This is a genomic window from Geobacillus sp. CCR (assembly GCF_052906625.1).
In genome coordinates this window covers 14,137-39,650 of the sequence record NZ_JBREBQ010000024.1, presented here as the reverse complement: position 1 = coordinate 39,650, position 25,514 = coordinate 14,137, and the positions used below count along the sequence as shown (strand labels likewise).

Sequence of the window (25,514 nt, the reverse complement as noted above, 5' to 3'; positions counted from 1 at the left end):
CGATTATGCAATGGAGTGAGCGGTGATGGACGTCATTAAAATCGGCGATATTGTCGCCCGCAAGTCTTACCAATGTGATTTATTGTTCCGAGTGATTGATATTAAAGAAAAAAACGGCGAGTGGGAAGCGATTTTGTATGGTGAAGACGTGCGCCTCGTCGCGGACGCTCCGTGCAGCGATTTAGTCGTCATCGATGAGCAGGAGCAACAGGAACGGAAAAAGCGGGAAATCGAGCTGATCGAACAATCGTATCGGCTTTTTCGCCAAGATTATCAGGCGATCAAGCAAAAAGTCGAATATCGGGCGACCGGCGGATACCGGGTGGAGAAAGATTTTTTTCAAATTCCGGGGCGCGTTCTTCATTTGGATGGCGACCCGTTATATTTGCGCAAATGTATGGATTTGTATGAGCGGATCGGCGTGCCGGTGCACGGCATTTACTGCGAGGAAAGCGAAATGCCGGAAAAAGTTGGCTACTGGATCGAGCAGTTTCGCCCTGATATTTTAGTCATCACCGGGCATGATTCGTATTCGAAGTCAAAAGGAAAGGTGCATGAGTTAAAAGCGTACCGCCATTCGCGCCATTTTGTGCAAACGGTGAAAGAGGCGCGCAAAAAAGTGCCCCATTTGGACCAACTGATCATTTTCGCCGGCGCCTGCCAGTCGCACTTTGAGTCGCTCATCCGCGCTGGGGCGAATTTTGCCAGTTCACCAGCGCGGGTGAACATTCATGCTCTGGACCCCGTCTATATCGTTTCGCGCCTCAGCTTCACCCCGTTCACCGAAACGGTCGACGTATGGGATGTGTTGCGCAACACGTTAACTGGGGAAAAGGGGCTTGGTGGGGTGGAAACGAAAGGCGTGCTCCGCACCGGGATGCCGTTTCGCCTCATTGAGAATCGAGAGGAAAACCGCCGCAGTTGATGGGCGGTTTTTTCTATACGTCCGTCGCATTTTTTTACAAAAAAGTTCCACATCACACATAAAAAGAAGGATATTGTAGAAAAATATACATTGACAGAAATAAAAATGCCTTGATATAATCTTTATTTTTTGACTTTAGACACCATCTTTGTTATAATTACAAATAGTGAGGTGGATGATGAATGCCAAAGACTTTATCCGATATTAAAAAAACGCTGGATTCCAATATCGGGAAACGGTTGACGCTGCGGGCCAACGGCGGACGCAGAAAAATGATTGAGCGTTGTGGTATTTTGGCGGAAACATATCCATCCGTATTTGTCATTGAGCTGGATCAAAAAGAGAATTCGTTTGAACGCGTATCGTTCAGCTACGCCGACGTATTGACAGAGACAGTAAAGTTGACGTTTTGGGATGATGAGCAAGCAGGGGGGCAGTAGACAGATTTGTTTGCTGCTTTTTGTTTTTTGTTTTGTCATAAATAGGTGACGTGAACTACTCCCACTTCGTTTTGTTTGAAGCGGGAGTTTTCTTTCGGAACTATGATAAAACCGCCCTCTTTATTTCATACTAAAACTGCCGCAGCCGCCTTTTGCCCGGCCAAATGCAAAGCCGGCTTGTTGATGCGCCGGCGGGTTGCCAAACGTTTCATGCCATAGCGCCAATGAACATGGAAAGGGGTTGCTGACATTGGGTCGACGCCGCGGGATTATGTCGCAACGCTTGAAAGAAGAGCTGGCGAAAGAGTTGGGCTTTTACGATGTCGTGCAACGTGAGGGGTGGGGCGCCATCCGCGCGAAAGACGCAGGAAACATGGTCAGATTGGCGATTGAACGGGCGGAGCGGCAGCTGGCCGGAACAACGGAATAGCGCCGGCAGCGGGGCGTGTTGCGGCGAGGGTGTCCCGAACGGGGCGCCCTTTTTTGCATACATATATTGTTTGGCGTCGTCGCCAGAACATGGTAATATGATAAAATGGGTTGACGAAAGAAAGGCGGATGAGACGGGGCAAAGACGGCGGAGACGGAAAGCAGCCGATGGATGCCAATCCGCTTATTCATGATTGCGCGTGGAAGCAGGTGAGGATGAGTGAGGTTGTCGATAAAAGCGCCGGCGAAAATCAATTTGTCACTCGACGTTCTTTATAAGCGCCCGGATGGTTACCATGAAGTGAAAATGGTGATGACGACGATCGATTTGGCCGATCGCATTGAGCTTGTCGCGTTGCCGGAGGAAGATGCGATCCGCATCGTTTCGCAAAACCGCTTTGTGCCGGATGATTGCCGCAACTTGGCGTATCAGGCGGCTAAGCTTCTTAAAGAGACGTTTTCGATCCGCCAAGGGGTGGCCATTTCGATTACGAAGCATATTCCGGTGGCCGCCGGATTGGCGGGAGGAAGCAGCGATGCGGCGGCGACGCTGCGTGGGTTGAACAAGCTTTGGCAACTTGGATTAACGATGGATGAACTGGCAGAGCTCGGGGCGAAAATCGGATCAGATGTCGCTTTTTGCGTCTACGGCGGAACCGCCTTGGCGACGGGGCGCGGGGAAATCATCACTCCGATCGCTTCGCCGCCGCCGTGCTGGGTTGTGCTGGCCAAGCCCCCGATCGGTGTATCGACGGCGGAAGTGTACCGAAACTTGGAACTTGAGCGTGTCAGCCATCCAGACGTCGATGCGATGGTGAGAGCGATCGAGCGGCAAGATTATGCGGCGATCTGCCGGTTGGTCGGCAATGTTCTTGAGGAAGTGACGTTGAAAAAATATCCGGAAGTCGCGCATATTAAAGAACAAATGAAGCGGTTTGGCGCTGATGCGGTGCTGATGAGCGGCAGCGGGCCGACCGTGTTTGGACTGATCGAGCACGATTCGAGAATGCAGCGGGTATACAATGGGTTGCGCGGCTTTTGTGACCAAGTGTTTGCGGTGAGAATGTTAGGAGAACGACATTCTCTTGATTAAACACGTACATTTTTGTTAAAATATATTTATAATATTCGGTTTCAGGAGGTCGGCTATGAAGCTAAGGCGAAGCGGCCGTTTAGTTGATATGACGCATTATCTTCTTGAACGGCCACATCAGCTCATTCCGCTTACATTTTTTGCCGAGCGGTACGAATCGGCCAAATCGTCGATCAGCGAAGATTTGGCCATCATTAAGCAGACGTTCGAGCAGCAAGGAATCGGAACCGTTCGGACGCTGCCCGGCGCTGCCGGTGGCGTGCAATACATTCCAAAAATGGCTGCTGAGGAAGCGGAAGAAGTGGTTGCGTATTTGTGTGAACAACTGTCGCGTCCGGATCGGCTTCTTCCCGGCGGATATTTGTATATGACCGACATTCTTGGCGATCCCCGTATTATGAACAAAATCGGCCGCCTTTATGCGTCGATGTTTGCCGACCGTCCGGTGGATGTCGTCATGACGATCGCCACCAATGGGATTCCGTTCGCGTATGCCATCGCCAACTTTTTGTATGTGCCCGTTGTCATCGTCCGCCATGACAATAAAGTGACAGAAGGACCGATGGTGAGCATCAATTACGTATCCGGCTCGTCCAAACGCATCCAAACGATGGTCCTATCGAAGCGCAGCTTAGCGGAAGGAGCCAATGTGCTCATCGTCGACGATTTTATGAAGGCGGGGGGTACAATCAACGGCATGATCAGTTTGCTGCAGGAGTTTAACGGCAATGTCTCCGGCATTGGCGTGCTCGTCGAGTCGGAGGAGGCGAAAGAACGGTTGGTCGACGAATACATTTCACTCGTCAAACTGTCCGAGGTCGACGTAAAAGAAAAGCGGATCGCTGTCAAAGAAGGCAATTACAAAGCGTTTTTATAGCACTCGCTGCTTGACATAAAAATCAAGAAAGGAGACTGGCTCATGAGAAAGGTAGAGACAACGAAGGCGCCGCAAGCGATCGGCCCATATTCGCAAGGGATCATCGTCAACAACATGTTTTACAGCTCGGGGCAAATCCCGCTCACTCCAGAAGGGGAATTGGTGAAAGGCGACATTCAAGCGCAGACGCATCAAGTGTTCCAAAACTTGAAGGCCGTATTGGAAGCGGCCGGCGCTTCGCTCGATACGGTGGTGAAAACGACCGTATTTCTGAAAAATATGGATGATTTCGCGGCCATGAATGAAGTGTACAGCCAATACTTCCCGAACCATAAGCCGGCGCGCTCGTGCGTGGAAGTAGCCCGGCTGCCGAAAGATGTCCTTGTCGAAATTGAAGTCGTTGCCCTCGTTCCGTAATGATTAGCCCCACTTTTTCCCTACATAAAAATTTATAAAAAATTTTTCGAAAAAAGAAGGAAATGACTCGAGCACGTGGAATTAATTACATCGAGTCTCATATAGGGGAAAAGGTGGTGAGCAAAATGGAAGTGACAGACGTAAGATTACGCCGCGTCAATACCGAAGGACGGATGAAAGCGATCGCCTCCATTACGTTGGACAACGAGTTCGTCGTCCATGACATCCGCGTCATCGACGGAAACAATGGGCTGTTCGTCGCGATGCCGAGCAAGCGCACACCAGATGGGGAGTTCCGTGATATCGCTCATCCGATCAATTCCGCCACGCGCGGGAAAATCCAGGAGGCGATCCTCGCTGAATATCACCGCCTCGGGAAGTTGGAAGAAGAACTTGAAGAAGCTGGCGCTTCGTAAACATATGAAAGGGAGCTTAGGTGAAATTCACCAAGCTCTCTATTTTTTTGGCAACCGCATTGTTTCCTTGAAAAGTGCCACTGATTCATATATATTCAATTATGGATAAAAGGGTAATTGGAGGCCTTTCACATGAAGCGATATGCGGTCATTTTGGCGGCCGGACAAGGGACGAGGATGAAATCAAAGTGGTATAAAGTGCTTCATCCCGTTTGCGGCAAGCCAATGGTTCAGCACGTCATCGACCAAGTGTCGAAGCTTGGGGTGGAAAAAACGATTGCGGTAGTGGGATTTGGGGCGGAACAAGTGAAAGAACAGCTCGGCTCTCAGTGTGAATATGCCCTGCAGGAGGAGCAACTCGGGACGGCGCATGCAGTAATGCAGGCGGCTCCGCATTTGCGCGGCCTTGAAGGAGTGACGATTGTCGTCTGTGGGGATACGCCGCTCATCACCGCTGAGACGATGGAGACGCTCGTCGAGCATCATATGGCCGCCAAGGCGAAGGCGACCGTATTGACGGCCATCGCTGATGATCCGTCCGGATATGGCCGCATTGTCCGCAACCAGGCTGGCCATGTCGAGAAAATTGTCGAACATAAGGATGCGAGCGAGCAAGAGCGGAACATTCGCGAGATTAACACGGGAATCTATTGCTTTGACAACCAGACATTGTTTCAAGCGCTTACAAAAGTGACCAACCACAACGCTCAAGGTGAATATTATTTAACGGATGTGATTGAAATTATCAAAGCCGACGGCGGCGTTGTATCCGCCTATCAGGCGCCGTCGTTTGAGGAAACGATCGGCGTAAACGACCGCATCGCCCTCGCCGAAGCGGAGCGGATCATGCGTGCTCGAATTTGCCGTCAGCATATGAAAAACGGGGTCACGATCATCGATCCGGCTTCCACTTATATTTCCGCCGAGGCGATGATCGGACGCGACACGGTCATTTACCCCGGCACGGTGATTGAAGGCGAGACGGTGATCGGTGAAGACTGCGTCATTGGACCAAATTCGGAAATTAAAAATTGCTATATCGGCCATCGCACATCGATTCGCCATTCGGTCGCCCATGACAGCGAGATTGGTTCGGATGTGACGATCGGCCCGTTCGCCCATATTCGACCGCTGTCAAAAATCGACGATGAGGTGCGGATCGGCAATTTCGTCGAGGTGAAAAAATCGACGTTCGGCAAAGGAAGCAAGGCGCCGCATTTGAGTTATATCGGCGATGCTGAAGTCGGCGCCGATGTCAATCTTGGCTGCGGGTCGATTACGGTCAACTACGACGGCGTGAATAAGCATATGACCAAAATCGAAAATGGGGCGTTTATCGGTTGCAATGTCAATTTGATTGCACCGGTTACGGTAGGACAAGGCGCTTACGTCGCCGCCGGATCGACGATCACGAATGACGTCCCCGGTCGCGCGCTCGCCATTGCCCGCGCCCGGCAAGTCAATAAAGAAAATTATGTCGATCGCCTGCCAGGCAAGAAAAAATCTTAGCGGAGGTCTATCATGTCTGACTGTCAGCATCAATTAAAATTGTTCGCTCTGAACTCGAACATGAAGTTGGCGAAGGAAATTGCAGAAGTCATGGGAATCGAGCTTGGCAAATGTTCCGTTTCCCGTTTCAGCGACGGGGAAATTCAAATCAACATTGAAGAAAGCATCCGCGGCGACGATGTGTTCGTCATTCAATCGACGAGCGTGCCGGTCAATGAGCATTTGATGGAGTTGCTTATCATGATCGACGCGTTAAAGCGCGCCTCGGCCCGCACGATCAATATCGTGATGCCGTATTACGGCTATGCCCGTCAAGACCGGAAAGCGCGTTCGCGCGAACCGATTACAGCGAAGCTGGTCGCCAACTTGCTCGAGACGGCCGGAGCGTCGCGCGTCATCACGCTTGATTTGCATGCCCCCCAAATTCAAGGATTTTTCGATATTCCAATCGATCATTTGATGGGTGTGCCCATTTTGGCGGATTATTTCAAAAGCAAACAATTGGAAGATATTGTCGTCGTCTCTCCGGACCATGGGGGTGTCACAAGGGCGCGCAAGCTCGCCGACCGCTTGAAAGCGCCGATTGCCATTATCGATAAGCGCCGGCCGAAGCCGAACGTGGCGGAAGTGATGAACATTGTCGGGCAAGTGGCGGGGAAAACGGCCATTTTGATTGATGACATTATCGATACGGCCGGCACGATTACACTCGCGGCCAACGCTCTAGCGGAAAGCGGAGCGAAGGAAGTGTACGCGTGCTGCACCCATCCGGTGCTGTCTGGTCCAGCGATCGAGCGCATTCAAAGTTCCAAAATTAAGGAACTGGTCGTCACCAATTCAATTGCCTTGCCAGAAGAGAAAAAAATTGATAAAATTGTAGAGCTGTCGGTGGCTCCGCTTATTGCTGAAGCGATTACGCGCGTGTATGAAATGAAGTCTGTCAGCGTCCTGTTCGACTAACGCAAGAAAACATGTTTAGCCCTTCTTGTTTTAGGATAAAGTAGTCAATAGATTCTAATTCAGGAAGGTGAAGAAACATGGAGATTGTGTTGGAAGCGAAAGAACGCACAGACAAAAAACGTTCGACATTGCGGCGTATTCGTTCGCAAGGCGGCATTCCAGCGATTTTGTACGGCAAAAAAGTCGAAAACAAAATGATTTTCGTCAGCGCCGCTGAACTGGAAAAAGTGCTTCGTGAAGGCGGACGCACAAGCTTGCTGACGCTGAAAGTCGGCGGCGAGGACTACTCGGTGTTGCTGCGCGAGATGCAGCGCGATCCGTTGCGTGGCGAGTTGCTTCACGCCGATTTTCAAGCGGTTGATCTATCGACAGAAGTTGATATTGACGTTGAAGTTCGCTTAGTAGGCGAGGCGCCTGGCGTGAAGGATGGCGGCGTGTTGCAGCAAAACTTGCATGAGCTGTCCATCCGCGTCCTGCCGGCGAACATTCCTCCAGTGATCGAAGTGGACATTTCCGGACTGCAAGTCGGTGATACCGTCACCGTTGGCGACGTGCAAACGGACGGCAAATTTGAAATCAATCATGAACCTTCCGAAGTGATCGCCACGATCTTGCCGCCGCAACAAGAGGAAGAAATCGATAGCGGCGAACAGCAAGAGGCAGGGCAGCCTGACGCTGCGGAAGGAAGAGAAACGACGCCAGAAGAGTGACAGACGTAACCGTTTCGGTTACGTCTTTTGTAGTATCATGCAAAGAGAGGAGCGCGAGGATTGAAGCTGTTTGTCGGGCTCGGCAATCCGGGCAAGGAGTATGAGCAAACAAGGCACAATGTCGGCTTTTTCGTCATCGACGAACTGGCGAAGCGCTGGAATGTATCGTTAAAAACCGCTAAATTTCGCGGCTTGTTCGGAACGGCGTCCGTTTCTGGCGAAAAAGTGGCATTATGCAAACCGTTGACATATATGAATTTATCAGGGGAATGTGTTCGCCCACTTATGGATTACTACGACATTGCCATCGATGATGTCATCGTCATTTACGATGACCTCGATCTCCCGTCGGGAAAAATCCGCCTTCGTCTGAAAGGAAGCTCCGGCGGCCATAATGGCGTCAAATCGCTCATTCACCACCTTGGCACCGAGCAGTTTAAGCGCATTCGCATTGGCATCGGTCGGCCAACGAACGGGCAACCGGTTGCGGATTACGTGCTCAGCCGCTTTACGGAAGAGGAGAAACCGGCGGTGGACAAAGCGGTGCTGCGGGCTGCCGATGCGTGTGAACAGGCGGTGAAGGCGCCATTTATTCAAGTGATGAATGATTTTAACGAGTGAATATTTTCCTCTGAACTGGTGCACAATGTGAGTACGGGAGGCGGCCGAAGCGTCGGCTTCGCCTGCCTTGTGGGCGGAACAGCCCGGTGCCCAGTGAGGAGGTTGGCTTGAATGGCGCTACATTACTATTGCCGCCATTGCGGTGCAAAAGTCGGAACGATTGAGCAAATGCCGATATACAGCGAGAAACTGGGATTCCACCACTTAACGGAAGAGGAACGGCTCGAGATGATTTCGTATGAACCGAACGGTGACATTCATGTGAAAACGATTTGCGAAGACTGTCAAGAGGCGCTGGCGCGAAACCCAGAATGGCATCAATACGAAAAATTCATCCATTAAGGGCGGCTTTGGGCGACCAAAGCGTTTTTGTGTTTGCGCCAGGCCAATGAAACGGAAAGAAACTGGCGTTGAGAGGAGGGAGAATAGGGGTGCTTTCGTTGCATCGCTATTTAGCTGAAAACCAAGATGTCCGTACGATCATCGAGGGGCTCCATGTCCGTTTGAAGGAACAGCTTGTCGCCGGGCTGTCCGGATCGGCCCGGTCTGTTTTTATTTCCACGCTTTACAAGGAGACAGGCCGGCCGCTGTTAGTCGTCTCTCACAATTTGTTTCAGGCGCAAAAAATGTATGACGATCTCGTTTCGTTGCTCGGGCCGGAAGACGTGTTCCTTTATTCAGTGAACGAAGTGATCGCCGCTGAGATGGCGGTCGCCAGCCCGGAGCTGAAGGCACAGCGCCTAGAGATTATGAACCATTGGGCGCAAGGCGGAAAAGGAGTCGTCGTCTGCCCGGTCGCCGGCTTGCGGCGTTTGTTGCCGCCGCCGTCGCTTTGGAAGCAGTATTTGTTCACCTTCTCCGTTGGACAAGAGTTCGATGTAGAACGTTGTAAACAGAAGTTTGTGCAAATGGGGTACAAACGGGTCGGCACCGTTTCCGCCCCCGGAGAGTTCAGCGTCCGCGGCGGCATCATCGACATTTATCCATTGACCGCTGAGCTTCCGTACCGCATCGAGCTGTTTGATACGGAAATCGAATCGATTCGGACGTTCACCCCTGACGACCAACGTTCGCAAGGGCAAATCGAGCGCATCATGATCGGGCCGGCCGATGAAATCATTCTCGATGGTGAGACGCGGCGCCGAGGAATCGAGCGGATTGAAGCGGGACTTGCGTCGAGTTTGGAGACGATGAAAGATGAGGCCGCCAAACAGCGGATGTATGAACATATTCACGCTGAGCTTGAGCAATTGCGCGAGGGGCAGGAAATCGAGCAACAATATAAATATATGTCCCTTTTTTATGAAAAGGTTGCGAGTTTGCTAGATTACCTGCCAGAAGACGGCGTGCTGCTCATGGATGAAATGAGCCGGCTGCAAGAGGCGGCGGAACGGTTGGACCGCGAAGAGGCGGAATGGTATACGAGTTTGCTTGACAGTGGGAAAATGATTCATGGCGTGCCGCTTTCGCATTCGTTTTCTGAATTATTGCAAAAACATCGATTCCAGCGGGTATACTTATCGTTGTTTTTGCGCCATGTTCCGTATGCCCACCCACAAAACGTCGTCAATATTACGTGCAAACAAATGCAAAACTTCCATGGGCAAATGGCGCTTCTTCAATCCGAAGTCGAGCGGTGGAAAAAGGCAAACTATGCGGTCGTCTTTTTGGCGCCGAATGCAGAGCGGGTGAAAAAGCTGCAATCATTGCTTCAAGATTATGAGATTGACGCGCTGCCGCTCGCGCGCGATGCGGCTTTGCTGCATGGCAAATGCCAGCTCCTTGAAGGAGATTTAAATACCGGGTTTGAATTGCCGTTGCAAAAAATTGCCGTCATCACAGAAGAAGAGTTGTTCAAAAAACGGGTCAAACGCCCGGTGCGCCGGCAAAAGCTGTCCAACGCCGAGCGGATCAAAAGCTACGCCGAATTGCAAGTCGGCGACTACGTCGTCCATGTCAACCATGGCATCGGGAAATATTTAGGCATCGAGACGTTAGAAATCAACGGGGTGCATAAAGACTATATTCATATCCAGTACCAAGGCGGCGATACGCTGTATGTTCCGGTCGACCAAATGGATCAAGTGCAAAAATACGTCGGCTCGGAAGGAAAAGAACCAAAAATTTACAAACTAGGCGGTTCGGAATGGAAAAAGGTCAAAAAGAAAGTGGAATCATCCGTCCAGGATATTGCTGAAGATTTAATCAAGCTGTACGCCGAGCGTGAGGCAAGCAAAGGATATGCGTTTTCGCCGGACACCGAGATGCAGCGCGAATTTGAAGCGGCGTTTCCGTATCAAGAGACGGAAGATCAGCTTCGGTCGATTGAGGAAATTAAGCGTGATATGGAGAGCGACAAACCGATGGACCGCCTCCTTTGCGGCGACGTCGGCTACGGGAAGACGGAAGTGGCGTTGCGGGCGGCGTTTAAAGCCATTATGGACGGCAAACAAGTGGCCTTTCTTGTGCCGACCACGATTTTGGCCCAACAGCATTACGAAACGGTGCGCGAACGGTTTCAAGGGTTCCCAATCAACGTCGGACTGTTGAACCGCTTCCGGACGAAAAAGCAACAAGCCGAGATCATCAAAGGGCTAAAAGATGGGACGATCGATATGGTCATTGGAACGCATCGGCTGCTGTCGAAAGACGTGAAGTTTAAAGATTTAGGCTTGCTCATTATCGACGAGGAGCAACGGTTTGGCGTGGCGCATAAAGAAAAAATTAAGCAGCTGAAGGCGAACATCGACGTGCTCACCTTAACGGCGACGCCGATTCCGCGTACGTTGCATATGTCGATGATCGGCGTGCGCGATTTGTCGATCATCGAGACGCCGCCTGAAAACCGATTCCCGGTGCAAACGTATGTCATGGAATATACGCCCGAACTCGTCAAAGAGGCGATTGAACGTGAGCTCGCCCGCGACGGGCAGGTGTTTTTCCTTTACAACCATATTGAAGATATCGACTTGAAAGCGGAAGAAATCGCACAGCTTGTCCCGGAAGCGCGCGTCACTTACGTGCATGGTCGCATGTCGGAAACGGAGCTCGAATCGACGATTTTGGCGTTTTTGGAAGGGCAATACGATGTGCTGGTGACGACGACGATCATTGAAACGGGCATCGATATTCCGAATGTCAACACGCTTATCGTCTATGACGCCGACCGGATGGGATTGTCGCAGCTGTATCAGCTGCGCGGGCGCGTCGGCCGCTCCAACCGCGTCGCTTATGCGTATTTCACCTATCGGAAAGATAAAGTGCTCAATGAAGCGGCAGAAAAGCGGCTGCAAGCCATTAAAGAGTTTACCGAGCTCGGCTCTGGTTTTAAAATTGCCATGCGCGATTTGTCGATCCGCGGCGCGGGCAACATTCTCGGCGCCGAACAGCACGGCTTTATCGACTCGGTCGGATTCGATTTGTATTCGCAAATGTTGAAAGAAGCGATCGAGAAACGGCGCGGCATCAAGCGAGAAGACGAGCGGCCGGATGTCGTCATCGATGTCGAAGTCGACGCCTATATTCCGAGCACATACATTGCAGACGAGTTGCAAAAGATCGAGATGTACAAGCGATTTAAGGCAGTGGAGACGCTCGAAGACGTTGAGGCGCTGCGTGAGGAAATGGTCGACCGCTTCGGCGATTATCCAGATGAAGTTGCGTATTTGTTCCAAATTGCTGAGTTGAAGGTGTTGGCCAAGCAGCTTGGCGTCGAATCGATGAAGCAACATAAGCAGCAAATTGACATCTTGTTTACTGAACAGGCATCGAAAACGGTGGAAATCCAGCGTCTATCTGACATCGGACGCCGGCATGGCCGCTTATTCGGGTTTGGCATGGACGGAGCGAAGCTGAAAATTGTGCTCTATATCAAGGAAATGAAGCCGCACGAGTGGCTGATGATTTTAGAGGAGACGCTGCGGCGGCTGTCTGGGGTGGAAAATGAGAAGTCGGTGACGGCATAATCAAGAAAAAGTTTTATGATGTTTATCGTTTCCTGCATGTGGCGATAATGAAGGATGGGCAATTTTATCTAAAATGGCCAAAATCACTTTCATCACGTATAGAACGTGGATTGTGAAGGATACTAATGACAACAATGGTGAATTCCCCATTGAAAGGGTTCATCGGAGTATCCTTCAAATCCTAGATGAAAGTGAGGGTATACAAGGCATGAAAGCAACCGGTATTGTTCGTCGCATTGATGATTTAGGGAGAGTTGTCATTCCGAAGGAAATTCGCAGAACGTTGCGCATTCGCGAAGGAGATCCGCTCGAAATATTTGTTGACCGCGATGGAGAAGTCATTTTGAAAAAATATTCGCCGATCAGTGAATTAGGCGACTTTGCCAAAGAGTACGCCGAAGCGCTGTTTGACAGCCTCGGCCAGCCTGTGCTCATTTGCGACCGCGATGTATACATCGCTGTCGCCGGCGTTTCGAAAAAAGAGTATATGAACAAAAGCGTCAGCCCGTTGGTGGAAAAAGCCATGGAAGACCGCAATTCCATCCTCCATACGGAGGAAGGGGAAGTCGAGCTCGTTGACGGGATGACGGAAACGTTGAAGTCGTATACGATCGGCCCGATTGTCGCCAACGGCGATCCGATCGGAGCAGTCATCATTTTATCGCGCGAGAAAACGCTTGGTGAAGTGGAGCATAAAGCAGTAGAAACAGCCGCCAGCTTTTTGGCTCGACAAATGGAACAATAGGCGAAACAACAAGGCAGCTTCACAGGCTGCCTTTTTTTCCGCCCGGCAAATGGGGGCGAGATGCCTTGAATCCCGGAATCGCTTCCACATCCTGCTTTTTCGTCCGCTTGGCTTGCGGAACAGCGCATGAAGCCGTGCGAGTTGACCATCACCTTTGTCCAACAGGCGGAAGTTGCGCTATAATATCGAGCGTAGCCATAATGGCGCTTGGCGGCTTCTATCGCCCTCCGGCGTCTAGGTTGAGTGGGTTGTCTATGCGAGGGGAGAAACTGGATGGGAAACGTATGGAAAGGGGCGGCGATCTTAACGGCCGCCGCTTTGGCCGCGAAACTATTAAGCGCTTTGTACCGTGTTCCGTATCAAAATATGGTCGGGGACATTGGTTTTTATATTTACCAACAAGTGTACCCGATTTATGGCATCGTCGTCGCACTCTCGCTGACCGGCTACCCGGTTGCCGTCTCGAAGCTTGTCGCCGAGCGGTTGGCGGGACAGGATGAAGCGGGCGCTGCCGCTAGTGTGCGCGTCGCCTTGTTGGTGTTAAGCGTCCTTGGCGTCATCCTGTTTGCTTCGCTGTATCTAGGGGCGGGGGTGATTGCCTCGGCGATGGGCGATGGACGGCTTACGCCGCTCGTGCGCTTGCTTTCATTTTCGTTTTTGCTGTTTCCGCCCATCGCATTGTTGCGTGGCTATTTCCAAGGGCGGCATGATATGACGCCGACAGCGGCGTCCCAAGTTGGCGAGCAATTCGTCCGGGTGACGGCGATTTTAGGGCTGTCGTATGGAGCGGTGCAGCGCGGCGCCGACGTCTATGCTTGCGGCATGGCAGCGGTCGCAGGGACGCTAGTAGGCATGGCGGCGGCGCTTTTCATTTTGCTTTTCTTCCTGTCCCGGCGTCGGCGGCTAAAAACGTCGGGCCGCACGCCGCCAGCTTGGGATCGACAGGTGGGCCGGCGTTTATTGACGGCGGGGACGGTCATTTGCTTGACGAATATGGCGTTGACGCTGATTCCACTCGTCGATTCATTTTTATTCGTTCCGCTTCTACAGGAAGCGGGGGCAAGGCTCGATGAGGTGCAGCGGCTAAAAGGAGTGTACGACCGCGGTCAGCCGCTCATTCAGCTCGGCACGGTCGTCGGCACGTCGTTTTCATTGGCGCTTGTTCCACTTCTTTCCGGAGCGCGCCGCCAAGGTGCCGTTTTCGCCTATGGAGCGCTGTCCATCCGGCTTGCCGTTGTCATTGGGCTTGGTGCTTCGTTAGGGCTCATTTGCCTCATTCGACCGATCAATGCGATGTTGTTCGAGAATGACTACGGTTCGTCGGTTCTCGCCGTCTTGTCCTCCTCTGTCTTTTTTACTACGATCGCGTTGACCGCCTCTGCATTATTGCAAGGAATGGGGAGGGAATGGACGGCCGCTGCCGGCGTGGCGTTGGCAGTGGCGGGGAAGGCCGCGCTTATGCATTGGCTTGCTCCGCGGTTTGGAGCGCTTGGCGCCGCCGCGGCGACGACGGGTGCTTATGCGCTCATGGCAGGCTTTTTATGCGCCTTTTTGCCGCGTGAATATCGGACGGCGGGCCGGAAATACATGTACCCAACCGTGAAAGCGGCCGCTATGATGGCCGTCGTCTTGCATGGGTATAGGTGGCTGATGGACAGCTCGAGCGAGGGGCGGCTATGGGCGGCTGCCGAGGCGCTTGGCGGCGTTGCCATCGGTGCTGTCGTTTACCTTGCGTGTATTGTGAAAGGACATGTTTTTTCTGAACAGGAGTTGGCAGCTCTCCCATTGGCTAATAAATTCCGTCTACGATTAGGAGGCAGGTGATCGGCGATGAATACGATTTATGTGTTCGGCCTCGGCGCCGGAGATGTAAAACAGCTGCCGATCGGTGTGTACCGAAAGCTAAAGCGGGCGCATCCGCTCTTTTTGCGGACGAAAGAACACCCGGTGGTCAAATGGCTTACGGAGGAAGGGATTGCGTTTACGTCATTTGATGAAGTGTATGAAAAACACGAGCAGTTTGCTGATGTGTACGCTGACATCGTTGATCAATTGACGGAACAGGCGAAGCGCGGCGATGTGTTTTACGCTGTTCCCGGCCATCCGCTTGTTGCCGAGCGGACGGTGCAGCTTCTTTTCGAAGCTGAGCGGCGCGGCGTCTGCCGAATCGTTATCGAAGGTGGTCAAAGCTTTTTGGATGCGCTGTTTACGGCGGTGCGCATCGATCCAATTGAAGGGTTTCAGTTGCTTGATGCGACGACTTTTCGAGGAGAAGAATGGTCGCCTTCACTGCATGCTGTTTTTTGTCAAGTGTACGATTCGTTTGTGGCCTCGAACGTGAAGCTTTCTTTGATGGAGCAGCTTCCCGACGATTACCCGATCTACATTGTCACCGCGGCAGGCACGAAGGACGAGCAAGTAAAGCGCGTGCCGCTTTATGAGTTGGACCGCGAGACGGGGCTTGACAACTTGACAAGCGTCTACGTGCCGCCGGTGAAGGACGAGCCGTTGCTTTACCACCGGTTTGAGACGCTGCGCCGCGTCATCGCCACGCTGAGAGGGCCGAACGGCTGTCCATGGGATCGGAAGCAGACGCATGCGTCGCTGAAGCGCTATTTGCTTGAGGAGGCGTATGAGCTGCTCGAGGCGATTGACGAGGGTGACGATGATCATATGGTCGAGGAGCTCGGCGACGTATTGCTGCAAGTAATGCTCCATGCGCAAATCGGCGCCGACCGAGGGTTGTTTTCGATCGACGACGTCATCCGCACGCTGACGGCGAAAATGATCCGACGCCACCCGCATGTGTTTGGCGATGTCACGGCCGAGACGGCCGAACAAGTCGTTGCCAACTGGGAGAAGATCAAGGAGAAAGAAAAAGGAGGCGGGCTTTCGGAATCGATTCTTGCCGACATTCCGAAAAGTCTGCCGGGGACGATGCGGGCGTACGAGCTGCAGAAACGAGCGGCGAAAGTCGGGTTTGACTGGGATGATGCCGCGCCGATATGGCAAAAAGTCGAAGAAGAAATGGCCGAGTTTCGAGCCGAAACGTCCGGCGGCCGTCGCGATCGGCTTGTCGGCGAGTTTGGCGATCTATTGTTCGCGCTCATCAACCTTGCCCGTTATTACGGGATTCAACCGGAAGAAGCGTTGCAAATGGCCAACGACAAATTTGCCCGCCGTTTCGCTTATATCGAGGAACAAGTGCGAAAAAGCGGCCGGTCGATCACCTCGTTTTCGCTTGCCGAACTCGATCGTTTTTGGGAAGAAGCCAAAGAAAACGAACGGTAAGGGGGATCATGCAATGCGCCTTGATAAATTTTTAAAAGTGTCCCGCCTCATCAAACGCCGCACGTTGGCGAAGGAAATCGCCGATCAAGGGAGAGTGTGGATCAACGGCCATGTCGCCAAAGCGAGCTCCGATGTGAAAGTCGGCGATGAATTGACGATTCAATTTGGGCAAAAGCGGGTAACGGTAAAAGTGACGGATCTAAAAGAAACAACGAAAAAAGAGGAGGCAACCGGGCTGTACGAATTGATCCGCGAAGAACGGACCACCCCGGCGCCGGAACAAGACGACGTCTAATTTGTCCTGCAGGCTTGTTCTAAACCATCCCCCGCTGACATACATATGGTACAAACAACGGATGAGAAAAGGCGGTTGGCCTTGCCGGCTTTCTATACTAAATGGAAATGCGGGGGATGAACATGAGTCGACACGATGAATTTGGCGGAAGCACGAACAAAGGTCCGGTCCAGGAACATGATGTGATCATGCGCGGCCGGCGCCTTCTTGACATCACCGGGGTGAAACAAGTCGAGAGCTTTGACAACGAGGAGTTTTTGCTTGAGACGGTCATGGGCTTTTTGGCCATCCGCGGGCAAAACTTGCAGATGAAAAACTTAGATGTCGACAAAGGCGTTGTTTCGATTAAAGGGCGCATTTTCGACCTCGTTTATTTAGATGACCATCAGGAGAAGGCTAAAGGATTCTTTAGCAAGTTGTTCAAATGAATGTCAGCATACAGCTGTACACCATGCTGGCGATGATTGGCATGGGCGGCTGGCTTGGCCTGGCGTGGGATACGTACAGCCGGATGTTGAAACGGCATGAGCGGGCGCACTGGCTCGTCTTTGTGAATGACGTGCTGTTTTGGGCGGTGCAGGCGCTCATCGTGTTTTATGTGCTTCTTTTCGTCAATGAAGGCGAGCTTCGCTTTTATTTGTTTCTCGCGCTTTTATGCGGATATGCCGCTTATCAAAGCTTGCTCCGCTCCTTTTATGTTCGGGTGCTCGAGTGGTTCATTGGGCTGGCGGTAAGACTCGGACAGACGCTCGTTCAGCTGTTCCGCCTCATGGTCATGCGCCCGCTCATCCTCCTTGGGCAAATGGCGCTGGCACTTCTATTGTTCGCTTGGCGGCTTTTGTTGTGGATCGTTCGGTTTGTGCTGCTGGCTGTTTGGAAGATGATCCGCCTTTTGCTTGCTCCGCTGCGTTGGACGGGCATCATGATTTGGCGGCGGGTGCCGCCGCAAAGACGAGCCGGGGTGGAAAAATTTTTTCGACGTTTAAAAGGATTTGCTGGACAAATCAAGAATACAAAAGAGAAAATAAGCATGTGGTTTGCGAAATGGCGCGAGTAAAAGAGGTGTAAACGCGATGAACGTGCCCCGGAGAACGAATGTGACGAAGCTGTCGTCGACGTACATAGCGGAGCATGAGGAGAAAAAGCAGAAGGCGGCGAGAAGACGGCGGGTTGTCGCTGTCCGTTTGGTTGTCTGGTCGTTGTTGTTTGCGATATTCGCCTCCGCTCTTGTCTACACCTTGCACTCGCAAGCGAAGGCGATCGATGCAAAAACGGCGGAACAGCAAAAGCTGAAAGAGCAGCTTGCGGAGCTTGAACGGAAGGAAAAGCAACTGAAAGAGGAAATGAAAAAGTTGCATGATGATGACTATATCGCCGAGCTGGCGCGGAAAAAATATTACTTATCGAAAGATGGAGAAATTATTTTCGTCTTGCCGGAAAAATAATTTTGCCTGCGAATGCCCGTTTTCTATGGGCATTCGTCATATTGACACGCATTTTTTTCATTCGCTATAATAAAAAAAACACCATCTTTAAAGCGTTTTAAGGAGGAGCACTTTTTTTATGTCGATTGAAGTAGGCAGCAAGTTACAAGGCAAGGTCACGGGCATTACGAAATTTGGGGCGTTTGTGGAGCTGCCGGAGGGGGTCACAGGACTCGTTCACATTAGCGAGGTAGCCGATAACTATGTCAAAGACATCAACGATCATCTGAAAGTCGGCGATATGGTGTATGTCAAAGTCATCAACGTCGGTCAAGATGGAAAAATCGGCCTGTCCATTCGCAAAGCAAAAGACACGCCTTCTTCGCAGCGGCCGCGCCATCGGACAAACGACCGCTCCGCGGCGGACAGCTTAGAACAAAAAATCAGCCGATTCTTAAAAGAGAGTGAAGACCGATTGGCATCGCTGCGCCGTCATACGGAGTCGAAGCGGGGAGGTCGTGGAGCGAGACGAGGGTAACTTGCTGCTGAAAGATTGTTTGAAGGATGACAAATTCGGAAACAAGCATCCGTCGCTATGGATGCTTTTTTGTTTCTGTATGGAATAAGAGGATATATTTCCCCTCTGCATTTTCCGCCTATATGTATTGACAATCGTCATCTCCTCCGTTATGATATAAACTGTTGTCACACGGCGGTGTAGCTCAGCTGGCTAGAGCGTACGGTTCATACCCGTGAGGTCGGGGGTTCGATCCCCTCCACCGCCACCAACAATCCAAAATGGCCCGTTGGTCAAGTGGTTAAGACACCGCCCTTTCACGGCGGTAACACGGGTTCGAATCCCGTACGGGTCATCGCAAACGAGCATGCGCCATCAAGCGACATGCTCGTTTTTCTTTTTTGTCTCTTTCTGTCGGAACAAGCCTGTTGACCGCGTTTTGCCGTGGAAAACGTCGAACGATTTTTTATTTTTCTCTGTGGTTTTGACAAATTTCTGACAATTCAAGCGATATAATAGGGGGTAATAGAAAGGTAAAGGAGAGGATCGGGAATGGAAAGAGTAGAAAGAGGGACGGTGCGCCGCAGCATTTCGGAAGTGCCGATTCATGACACGCAAGCAACGGTGTCGCGCTGGATGCGCCATGTGAAGCTGCGCCTCGGTCATCTGTTCATCCATCAAGGCTTTTTGCTTCTTCTTGTCGGCTTTTTGCTTGGACGAGCATTGATTTTATCGAAGCTGACCCCGTTCGCTTTGCCATTTTTCGTTTCGGTCTATATGCTGCGCCGCGACAAGGCCGCTTTTGCGTTGATCTCGCTGTTGGCCGGTGCTTTGACGCTGTCGCTTGATGTGGCGCTGTTTGTCGGCGTTTCCATTTTTGGCTTTCTCTTTATTTACGGATGGGTGCGGAGGGTGATCAGTGAGTCACTGAAAATCGTTCCATTTGTTGTGTTTGTGCTGTCTCTTTCCGCCAAATGGCTGATCTCCTATTATTGGCTCGGAGAGCGATCGGTCTACGGCGCCGCCATGGCGGTCGTCGAAGCCGGGCTGTCGCTTGTATTGACCTTGATTTTTATGCAAAGCATCCCGTTGTTGACAGTGCAGAAGCATAAACATGCGTTGCGAGCGGAAGAGATCATTTCGTTGATCATTTTGCTCGCCTCGATGTTGACCGGGATGATCGGTTGGGCTGTGTACGGTTTGTCGCTTGAGCATGTGATGTCGCGCTACCTCGTTTTGTTGTTCGCGTTTGTCGCCGGAGCGGCGACCGGCTCCACCGTCGGCGTTGTCACCGGGCTTGTACTGAGCTTGGCAAATGTCGGCAACTTGTCGGAAATGAGTTTGCTTGCTTTCGCCGGGCTGCTTGGCGGGTTGCTGAGGGAAGGGAAAAAACTTGGGGTGGCGTTCGGCCTCCTCGTCGCGACGCTGTTGCTTGGTTTATACGGCGAAGGGAAGAGTGAGCTTGTGCCGACGCTGTTTGAATCCGGCATCGCAATTATGCTGTTTTTTGGTACATCCCGTTCACTGACGGAGAAAATCGCCAAATACATTCCCGGCACGGCAGAATATATAAATGAGCAACAACAATACGTCCGGAAAATCCGCGATATGACGGTGCAACGCGTCTCGCAGTTTTCCAACGTCTTTCAGGCGCTGGCGGAAAGCTTTTCGCCCGAACCGCTTCCGGATGCTAATGAATACAGCGACCGTGAAGTCGACTATTTTTTGAGCGACATCACGGAAAAAACGTGCCAAACGTGCTTTAAGAAGACGCAATGCTGGGCGGACAACTTTCGTACAACCTATGCGTACATGAAGCAAATGATGGGCGAGGCGGACGAAAAAACATTGTCGCAAAACCATCAGTTGCTGCGCGAGTGGGAGCGGTATTGCGTCAAGGCCGGCAAAGTCGTCGACGCGATTGAAAAAGAGATGGTTGCTTATCAAGCAAACCGCAAGCTCAAACGGCAAATCCACGAAAGCCGGAAGCTTGTCGCTGAACAGCTGTTGGGCGTTTCGCAAGTGATGGACGATTTCGCCAAAGAAATGCAGAAAGAACAGGAAAACCATTATTTGCAGGAAGAACAAATTTACCATGCGCTGCAAGAGTTTGGCATCGAAGTGGGCCATGTCGACATTTACAGTTTGGAAAAAGGAAATATCGATATTGAAATGAGCATTCCTTACTGCGAAGGGCGGGGTGAGTGCGAAAAACTGATTGCGCCGATGCTGTCAGATATTTTGGGAGAGACGATCGTCGTCAAGCGCGAAGAGTGCGCCGCCTACCCGAACGGCTACTGCCGCGTCGCCTTCGGCTCGACGAAAGCGTTCGTCGTCGAAACGGGCGTCGCGTTTGCCGCCAAAGGAGGGGGGTTCATTTCTGGCGACAGTTATGCAACGATTGAACTTGCTACCGGCAAGTACGCCGTTGCCATCAGCGATGGCATGGGCAATGGGGAGCGGGCGCATGACGAAAGCCGCGAGACGCTGCGCCTGTTGCAAAAGATTTTGCAGACGGGAATGGACGAGTCGATTGCCATCAAATCGATCAATTCGATTTTGGCATTGCGGACGACAGAAGACATGTATGCGACGCTGGATTTGGCCATCATCGACTTGCAAAACGCGGCGACGAAGTTTTTGAAAATCGGATCGACGCCAAGCTTTATTAAGCGCGGTGACAAGGTGATGAAAGTGGAAGCGAGCAACTTGCCGATGGGCATCATTAAAGAAGTGGAATTTGACGTTGTCACCGAGCAGCTGAAATCGGGCGACTTGCTCATTATGATGAGCGATGGTGTGTTTGAAGGGCCGATGAACGTCGAAAACCATGATGTTTGGATGAAGCGGAAAATTCAAGAATTAAAGACGAACGACCCGCAGGAAGTCGCCGATTTGATCATGGAAGAAGTGATCCGCCAATGCGGCGGCGAGATTGAAGACGATATGACCGTCGTTGTCGCCAAAGTTCGGCACAATACGCCGAAATGGGCGACGATTCCGGCATACATGTATATGAAAAAGGCGCAATAGCTAGCGTATAAAAACGTTCCCCTGCGGCGATGATGGTAATACATTCGCCAAGGAGGGGAACGAACGTGCGAAAGGGAACGTTGCGGCAAATTTTGCTCATTACCGATGGCTGCTCCAACCATGGTGAGGACCCAGCCGCCATGGCGGCGCTAGCCCGTGAGCAAGGCATTACGGTGAACGTGATCGGCATCTTGGACCAAGGTGCGATGGATGAAAACGGACGGCGGGAAATTGAAGCGATCGCCGCGGCTGGCGGCGGGATGAGCCAAGTCGTGTACGCGAAACAGCTGTCGCAAACCGTGCAAATGGTGACGCGCCAAGCGATGACTCAGACGTTGCAAGGGCTCGTCAATCGCGAGTTGAAACAAATCTTTGGTTCTGACGTTTCGCTTGAGGACTTGCCGCCGGACAAGCGCGGCCAAGTGATGGAAGTCGTCGATGAACTCGGGGAAACGGTTGCCCTTGATGTGCTCATTTTGATCGATACGAGCGGGAGCATGAAAACAAAACTGCCGACCGTCAAAGAGGCGCTCATCGATTTATCGCTCAGCTTAAATGCGCGCATGGGCGAAAACCGCTTTTCGGTGTTCATCTTCCCGGGAAAACGGGCGCACGCCGAAAAAATGATCGACTGGACGCCAAGGATTGAAGAGTTGTCCACTATCTTTCCGAAATTGGCGTCGGGCGGGCTGACGCCGACCGGACCGGCGCTGCGTGAGGCAATCGCCTATTTTGAGCGTAAACGGTCGTTAAGGAGCTGGATCGGCGATGGCGATGAGCCATACATCGAAGAATCGTCTTTGTAATTTGCCGCCTGGTACGGTCATCACTGGGAAATGGCACGGCCGTTCCTACCGGCTGCTGCGGCGGCTTGGCAGCGGGGCGAACGGCGTCGTCTATTTGGCGGAGAACGGCCGGACTCGCGTCGCCGTCAAGTTGAGCGATGACTATGCGTCATTGGCATCGGAAATGAATATATTGCGCCGTTTTGCTAAGGTCCAGGGAGCCGCCCTCGGGCCTTCTTTGCTGGAAGCCGATGACTGGCAAAGCCCGTTTGCGCGGGAGACGATCCCGTTTTATGTGATGGAGTATATTGAAGGGGAGAATTTCGCTGCTTTCATCCGCCGCCGTGGAAAAGAATGGGCGCCCGTGCTCGTGATGCAGCTGTTGTCGGTGCTTGATCGGCTTCATCAAGAAGGATGGGTATTTGGGGATTTAAAGCCGGATAATTTGATCGTTACCGGGTCGCCGCCGTCGGTTCGGTTGCTTGATGTGGGCGGGACGACGCTGCAAGGAAGGGCGGTAAAAGAGTTTACTGAGCTGTATGACCGCGGCTATTGGGGGCTTGGATCGCGCAAAGCGGAGCCATCTTACGACTTGTTTGCGGCGGCGATGGTGATGATTTCTTCTTGCTGCCCGGGGCCGATTGAGAAAAAGGGTGACGGTCGGGCGCAGCTGTTGTCCATCATCGAAACGGACCGCTTTTTAACCCGATACAAGGAGGTGCTGCAAAAGGCGCTTGACGGCCGATATCGAAAGGCGGCCGATATGCGTCGCGACTTATTGGCCGCCTCTTCCCGCCATACATCGGCGGAAAACGAAAGAAAGGCAGTGCCAAGCCGTCGGTCGGGGCGGCAGGTGAAACGGCGCCGCCAAGCGAGAGGGATTGTCGAAACGGTGGTCATCGCCGCCGCATTGCTGGGCGCCTATGCCTTTTATATATATTGGCAGCTGGCGATGTAATTTTTTTTGAGAAAACAGGGCGGACGTGTTACGATGAAGCTGAAAGAAACGCAAAGAGGTTGGCTCGGATGATCGACAAAGTGCGCGCCTTTATCCACAGGCATCAACTGCTTTCAGAAGGAGCGGCCGTCATCGTTGGCGTCTCCGGAGGCCCGGATTCGCTTGCGTTGCTGCACGTTTTTTTGTCGCTGCGCGACGAATGGAAGCTTCAGGTCATAGCGGCCCATGTTGACCATATGTTTCGTGGGCGGGAGTCAGAAGAAGAGATGGAGTTTGTGAAACGTTTTTGCGTGGAGCGCCGTATTTTATGTGAGACTGCGCAAATCGACGTCCCGGCCTTTCAGCGCAGCGCAGGTCTCGGCGCCCAAGAGGCGGCGCGGATCTGCCGCTACCGCTTTTTTGCCGAACTGATGGAAAAGCATCAAGCGGGGTACGTCGCCGTAGGCCATCATGGCGACGATCAAGTCGAGACGATTTTAATGCGGCTTGTGCGCGGCAGCACAAGCAAAGGATACGCTGGTATCCCCGTCAAACGGCCGTTTCACGGCGGCTATCTCATCCGTCCGTTTTTGGCTGTCAGCCGGGCGGAGATTGAAGCGTATTGCCGGCAGATGGGGCTGTCTCCACGCCGCGATCCGAGCAATGAAAAAGACGATTATACGCGCAACCGGTTCCGCCATCATATTGTCCCGTTGCTGCGGCAGGAAAATCCGCGCCTGCACGAGCGGTTTCAGCAATACAGCGAAATGATGGCGGAAGATGAGCAATTTTTGGAGGAATTAGCCGCGGACGCGCTGAATAAAGTAATGGAAAAACAACATCGCGATGCGGCGCTTTCCATCGGACCATTTTTGGAGCTGCCGCGACCGCTGCAGCGCCGGGTGCTGCAGCTGTTGCTTCTCCGTCTTTATGGCGGCGTTCCGCCGACATTGACTTCCGTACATATCGGCCATATACTGATGCTTTGTGAGCGCGGCCGCCCTTCCGGAATGATCGATTTGCCAAAAGGGCTCAAAGTGATTCGCTCGTACGACCGCTGTTTGTTTACTTTTGACGCAGAAAGCGGCGAGAAAGGCTATTGGTTTGAACTGCCGGTTCCGGCGCTATTGCCCCTCCCAAACGGCTATGCAATCATCAGTGAATTTGGGGAACACTATCCAAGAAAGCAGGCCGGGAATGATTGGTTCGTCGTGGATCCTGCTTCCGTCTCCTTGCCGCTCCGCGTGCGGACGCGTCGGCGCGGCGACCGGATGGTGCTCAAGGGGACGGGAGGCACGAAAAAATTGAAAGAAATTTTCATTGAAGCAAAAATTCCGCGGATGGAAAGGGATCGCTGGCCGATTGTCGAAGATGCCGACGGTCGCATCCTTTGGGTGCCTGGCTTGAAAAAATCGGCTTTCGAAGCGCAAAACCGTGGGCAAGCTCGCTATATTTTGCTGCAATATCAGGCGATGAACAGCTAGGAGGAAAAATAAGATGGGGATGAAAGACGATATTCAAAAAGTGTTGATCACTGAAGAGGAAATTCAGGCAAAAGTCAAAGAACTCGGCGGTTTGTTAACGAAAGAATATGAAGGCCGTTTTCCGCTCGCTGTCGGCGTTCTCAAAGGGGCGATGCCGTTTATGGCCGATTTGCTCAAACATATTGATACATATTTAGAAATGGATTTTATGGACGTATCAAGCTATGGCAATGCGACCGTTTCATCCGGCGAAGTGAAAATCGTCAAAGACTTGAACACCTCCGTCGAAGGACGGGATATTTTGATCATTGAGGATATTATTGACAGTGGGCTGACGCTCAGCTATTTGGTCGACTTGTTTCGCTACCGGAAGGCGAATTCGATCAAAATCGTCACGCTTCTTGACAAGCCGTCTGGACGGAAGGCGGACATTCAAGCCGATTACACCGGATTTACCGTCCCGGATGAATTCGTCGTCGGCTATGGGCTCGATTACGCGGAAAAATACCGCAACCTCCCGTTTATCGGCGTCTTAAAGCCGGAAGTGTACCAAAAGTAGAACGGTTGCTGGGCGACGGCCGAATTGTTTGTATTGAAACAAATTTCTATGATAGTATTGAGTATAGTGTGTTTCATATGGG

At 52.1% G+C, this 25,514-nt stretch carries 26 protein-coding genes and 2 tRNA genes; all 28 read left to right on the top strand.

All coding sequences use genetic code 11. The features are described from left to right. The first annotated feature begins 25 nt into the window (after positions 1 to 25). Positions 26 to 925 carry a sporulation peptidase YabG gene (gene yabG / locus ACVBDQ_RS12805; RefSeq protein ID WP_014194570.1) on the top strand — a complete coding sequence of 300 codons (900 nt, stop codon included), beginning with the start codon at positions 26 to 28 and terminating at the stop codon, positions 923 to 925. Between the two features lie 182 nt (positions 926 to 1,107). Continuing rightward, a complete protein-coding gene (veg, locus tag ACVBDQ_RS12800) occupies positions 1,108 to 1,365 on the top strand; it encodes a biofilm formation stimulator Veg (RefSeq protein WP_011229553.1) in 258 nt (85 codons plus the stop codon). 250 nt (positions 1,366 to 1,615) lie between these two features. Beyond that, a complete protein-coding gene (locus ACVBDQ_RS12795; RefSeq protein ID WP_013143961.1) occupies positions 1,616 to 1,795 on the top strand; it encodes a small, acid-soluble spore protein, alpha/beta type in 180 nt (59 codons plus the stop codon). Between the two features lie 219 nt (positions 1,796 to 2,014). Further along, positions 2,015 to 2,887, top strand: a complete 873-nt coding sequence (gene ispE, locus ACVBDQ_RS12790; protein ID WP_013143962.1) for a 4-(cytidine 5'-diphospho)-2-C-methyl-D-erythritol kinase — start codon at positions 2,015 to 2,017, stop codon at positions 2,885 to 2,887. Positions 2,888 to 2,942: 55 nt separating this feature from the next. Beyond that, entirely contained in the window at positions 2,943 to 3,764 is an 822-nt protein-coding gene (gene purR / locus ACVBDQ_RS12785) for a pur operon repressor (RefSeq protein WP_014194574.1), read from the top strand. A 42-nt stretch (positions 3,765 to 3,806) separates the two neighbouring features. Further along, positions 3,807 to 4,181, top strand: a complete 375-nt coding sequence (locus tag ACVBDQ_RS12780; RefSeq protein WP_011229557.1) for a RidA family protein — start codon at positions 3,807 to 3,809, stop codon at positions 4,179 to 4,181. Between the two features lie 125 nt (positions 4,182 to 4,306). Next, the gene (gene spoVG, locus ACVBDQ_RS12775) at positions 4,307 to 4,597 is read left to right on the top strand and encodes a septation regulator SpoVG (protein WP_003247437.1); all 291 of its coding nucleotides are present in this window, start codon (positions 4,307 to 4,309) and stop codon (positions 4,595 to 4,597) included. 132 nt (positions 4,598 to 4,729) lie between these two features. After that, on the top strand, positions 4,730 to 6,106 hold the full coding sequence (gene glmU, locus ACVBDQ_RS12770) for a bifunctional UDP-N-acetylglucosamine diphosphorylase/glucosamine-1-phosphate N-acetyltransferase GlmU (RefSeq protein WP_023634490.1): 1,377 nt from the start codon (positions 4,730 to 4,732) through the stop codon (positions 6,104 to 6,106). Between the two features lie 12 nt (positions 6,107 to 6,118). Then, complete coding sequence (locus ACVBDQ_RS12765; protein WP_012820445.1) at positions 6,119 to 7,066, top strand: ribose-phosphate diphosphokinase; 948 nt, start codon at positions 6,119 to 6,121, stop codon at positions 7,064 to 7,066. Between the two features lie 77 nt (positions 7,067 to 7,143). After that, complete coding sequence (locus ACVBDQ_RS12760) at positions 7,144 to 7,776, top strand: 50S ribosomal protein L25/general stress protein Ctc (protein WP_328091469.1); 633 nt, start codon at positions 7,144 to 7,146, stop codon at positions 7,774 to 7,776. 60 nt (positions 7,777 to 7,836) lie between these two features. Continuing rightward, on the top strand, positions 7,837 to 8,397 hold the full coding sequence (gene pth, locus ACVBDQ_RS12755) for an aminoacyl-tRNA hydrolase (RefSeq protein WP_429895536.1): 561 nt from the start codon (positions 7,837 to 7,839) through the stop codon (positions 8,395 to 8,397). Between the two features lie 111 nt (positions 8,398 to 8,508). Beyond that, positions 8,509 to 8,739 (top strand): anti-sigma-F factor Fin family protein, encoded by a 231-nt coding sequence (locus ACVBDQ_RS12750; RefSeq protein ID WP_011229562.1) that lies wholly within the window; start codon positions 8,509 to 8,511, stop codon positions 8,737 to 8,739. Between the two features lie 89 nt (positions 8,740 to 8,828). After that, on the top strand, positions 8,829 to 12,362 hold the full coding sequence (mfd, locus tag ACVBDQ_RS12745; protein WP_021322637.1) for a transcription-repair coupling factor: 3,534 nt from the start codon (positions 8,829 to 8,831) through the stop codon (positions 12,360 to 12,362). A gap of 208 nt (positions 12,363 to 12,570) precedes the next feature. Continuing rightward, entirely contained in the window at positions 12,571 to 13,107 is a 537-nt protein-coding gene (gene spoVT, locus ACVBDQ_RS12740; protein ID WP_011229564.1) for a stage V sporulation protein T, read from the top strand. 273 nt (positions 13,108 to 13,380) lie between these two features. Next, complete coding sequence (locus ACVBDQ_RS12735) at positions 13,381 to 14,931, top strand: putative polysaccharide biosynthesis protein (RefSeq protein ID WP_013143966.1); 1,551 nt, start codon at positions 13,381 to 13,383, stop codon at positions 14,929 to 14,931. A gap of 6 nt (positions 14,932 to 14,937) precedes the next feature. Then, positions 14,938 to 16,398 carry a nucleoside triphosphate pyrophosphohydrolase gene (gene mazG, locus ACVBDQ_RS12730; RefSeq protein ID WP_012820450.1) on the top strand — a complete coding sequence of 487 codons (1,461 nt, stop codon included), beginning with the start codon at positions 14,938 to 14,940 and terminating at the stop codon, positions 16,396 to 16,398. A gap of 13 nt (positions 16,399 to 16,411) precedes the next feature. Further along, a complete protein-coding gene (locus tag ACVBDQ_RS12725; RefSeq protein ID WP_012820451.1) occupies positions 16,412 to 16,693 on the top strand; it encodes an RNA-binding S4 domain-containing protein in 282 nt (93 codons plus the stop codon). 122 nt (positions 16,694 to 16,815) lie between these two features. Beyond that, on the top strand, positions 16,816 to 17,121 hold the full coding sequence (gene yabP / locus ACVBDQ_RS12720; protein WP_012820452.1) for a sporulation protein YabP: 306 nt from the start codon (positions 16,816 to 16,818) through the stop codon (positions 17,119 to 17,121). Continuing rightward, positions 17,118 to 17,750 (top strand): spore cortex biosynthesis protein YabQ, encoded by a 633-nt coding sequence (yabQ, locus tag ACVBDQ_RS12715; protein ID WP_012820453.1) that lies wholly within the window; start codon positions 17,118 to 17,120, stop codon positions 17,748 to 17,750. Before yabP ends, yabQ begins: the two co-directional genes overlap by 4 nt. A 16-nt stretch (positions 17,751 to 17,766) precedes the next feature. Then, a complete protein-coding gene (locus ACVBDQ_RS12710; RefSeq protein WP_014194581.1) occupies positions 17,767 to 18,138 on the top strand; it encodes an FtsB family cell division protein in 372 nt (123 codons plus the stop codon). 118 nt (positions 18,139 to 18,256) lie between these two features. Beyond that, the gene (locus tag ACVBDQ_RS12705; RefSeq protein WP_011229571.1) at positions 18,257 to 18,655 is read left to right on the top strand and encodes a S1 domain-containing RNA-binding protein; all 399 of its coding nucleotides are present in this window, start codon (positions 18,257 to 18,259) and stop codon (positions 18,653 to 18,655) included. A 173-nt stretch (positions 18,656 to 18,828) separates the two neighbouring features. Beyond that, a tRNA-Met gene (locus ACVBDQ_RS12700) sits at positions 18,829 to 18,905 on the top strand. 12 nt (positions 18,906 to 18,917) lie between these two features. Further along, a tRNA-Glu gene (locus ACVBDQ_RS12695) sits at positions 18,918 to 18,989 on the top strand. Positions 18,990 to 19,186: 197 nt separating this feature from the next. Beyond that, positions 19,187 to 21,667 (top strand): stage II sporulation protein E, encoded by a 2,481-nt coding sequence (gene spoIIE, locus ACVBDQ_RS12690; protein WP_011229572.1) that lies wholly within the window; start codon positions 19,187 to 19,189, stop codon positions 21,665 to 21,667. Between the two features lie 29 nt (positions 21,668 to 21,696). After that, positions 21,697 to 22,473: a vWA domain-containing protein gene (locus tag ACVBDQ_RS12685; RefSeq protein WP_020754013.1), complete on the top strand. Its 777-nt coding sequence runs from the start codon at positions 21,697 to 21,699 to the stop codon at positions 22,471 to 22,473. After that, positions 22,436 to 23,410 (top strand): serine/threonine protein kinase, encoded by a 975-nt coding sequence (locus tag ACVBDQ_RS12680; protein ID WP_011229574.1) that lies wholly within the window; start codon positions 22,436 to 22,438, stop codon positions 23,408 to 23,410. The genes ACVBDQ_RS12685 and ACVBDQ_RS12680 overlap by 38 nt, the downstream gene beginning before the upstream one ends. 68 nt (positions 23,411 to 23,478) lie before the next feature. Further along, positions 23,479 to 24,873, top strand: coding sequence for a tRNA lysidine(34) synthetase TilS (gene tilS, locus ACVBDQ_RS12675; RefSeq protein WP_042381755.1), 1,395 nt, complete (start codon positions 23,479 to 23,481; stop codon positions 24,871 to 24,873). 13 nt (positions 24,874 to 24,886) lie between these two features. Further along, positions 24,887 to 25,432, top strand: coding sequence for a hypoxanthine phosphoribosyltransferase (gene hpt / locus ACVBDQ_RS12670; RefSeq protein WP_012820458.1), 546 nt, complete (start codon positions 24,887 to 24,889; stop codon positions 25,430 to 25,432). Positions 25,433 to 25,514: the final 82 nt, after the last annotated feature.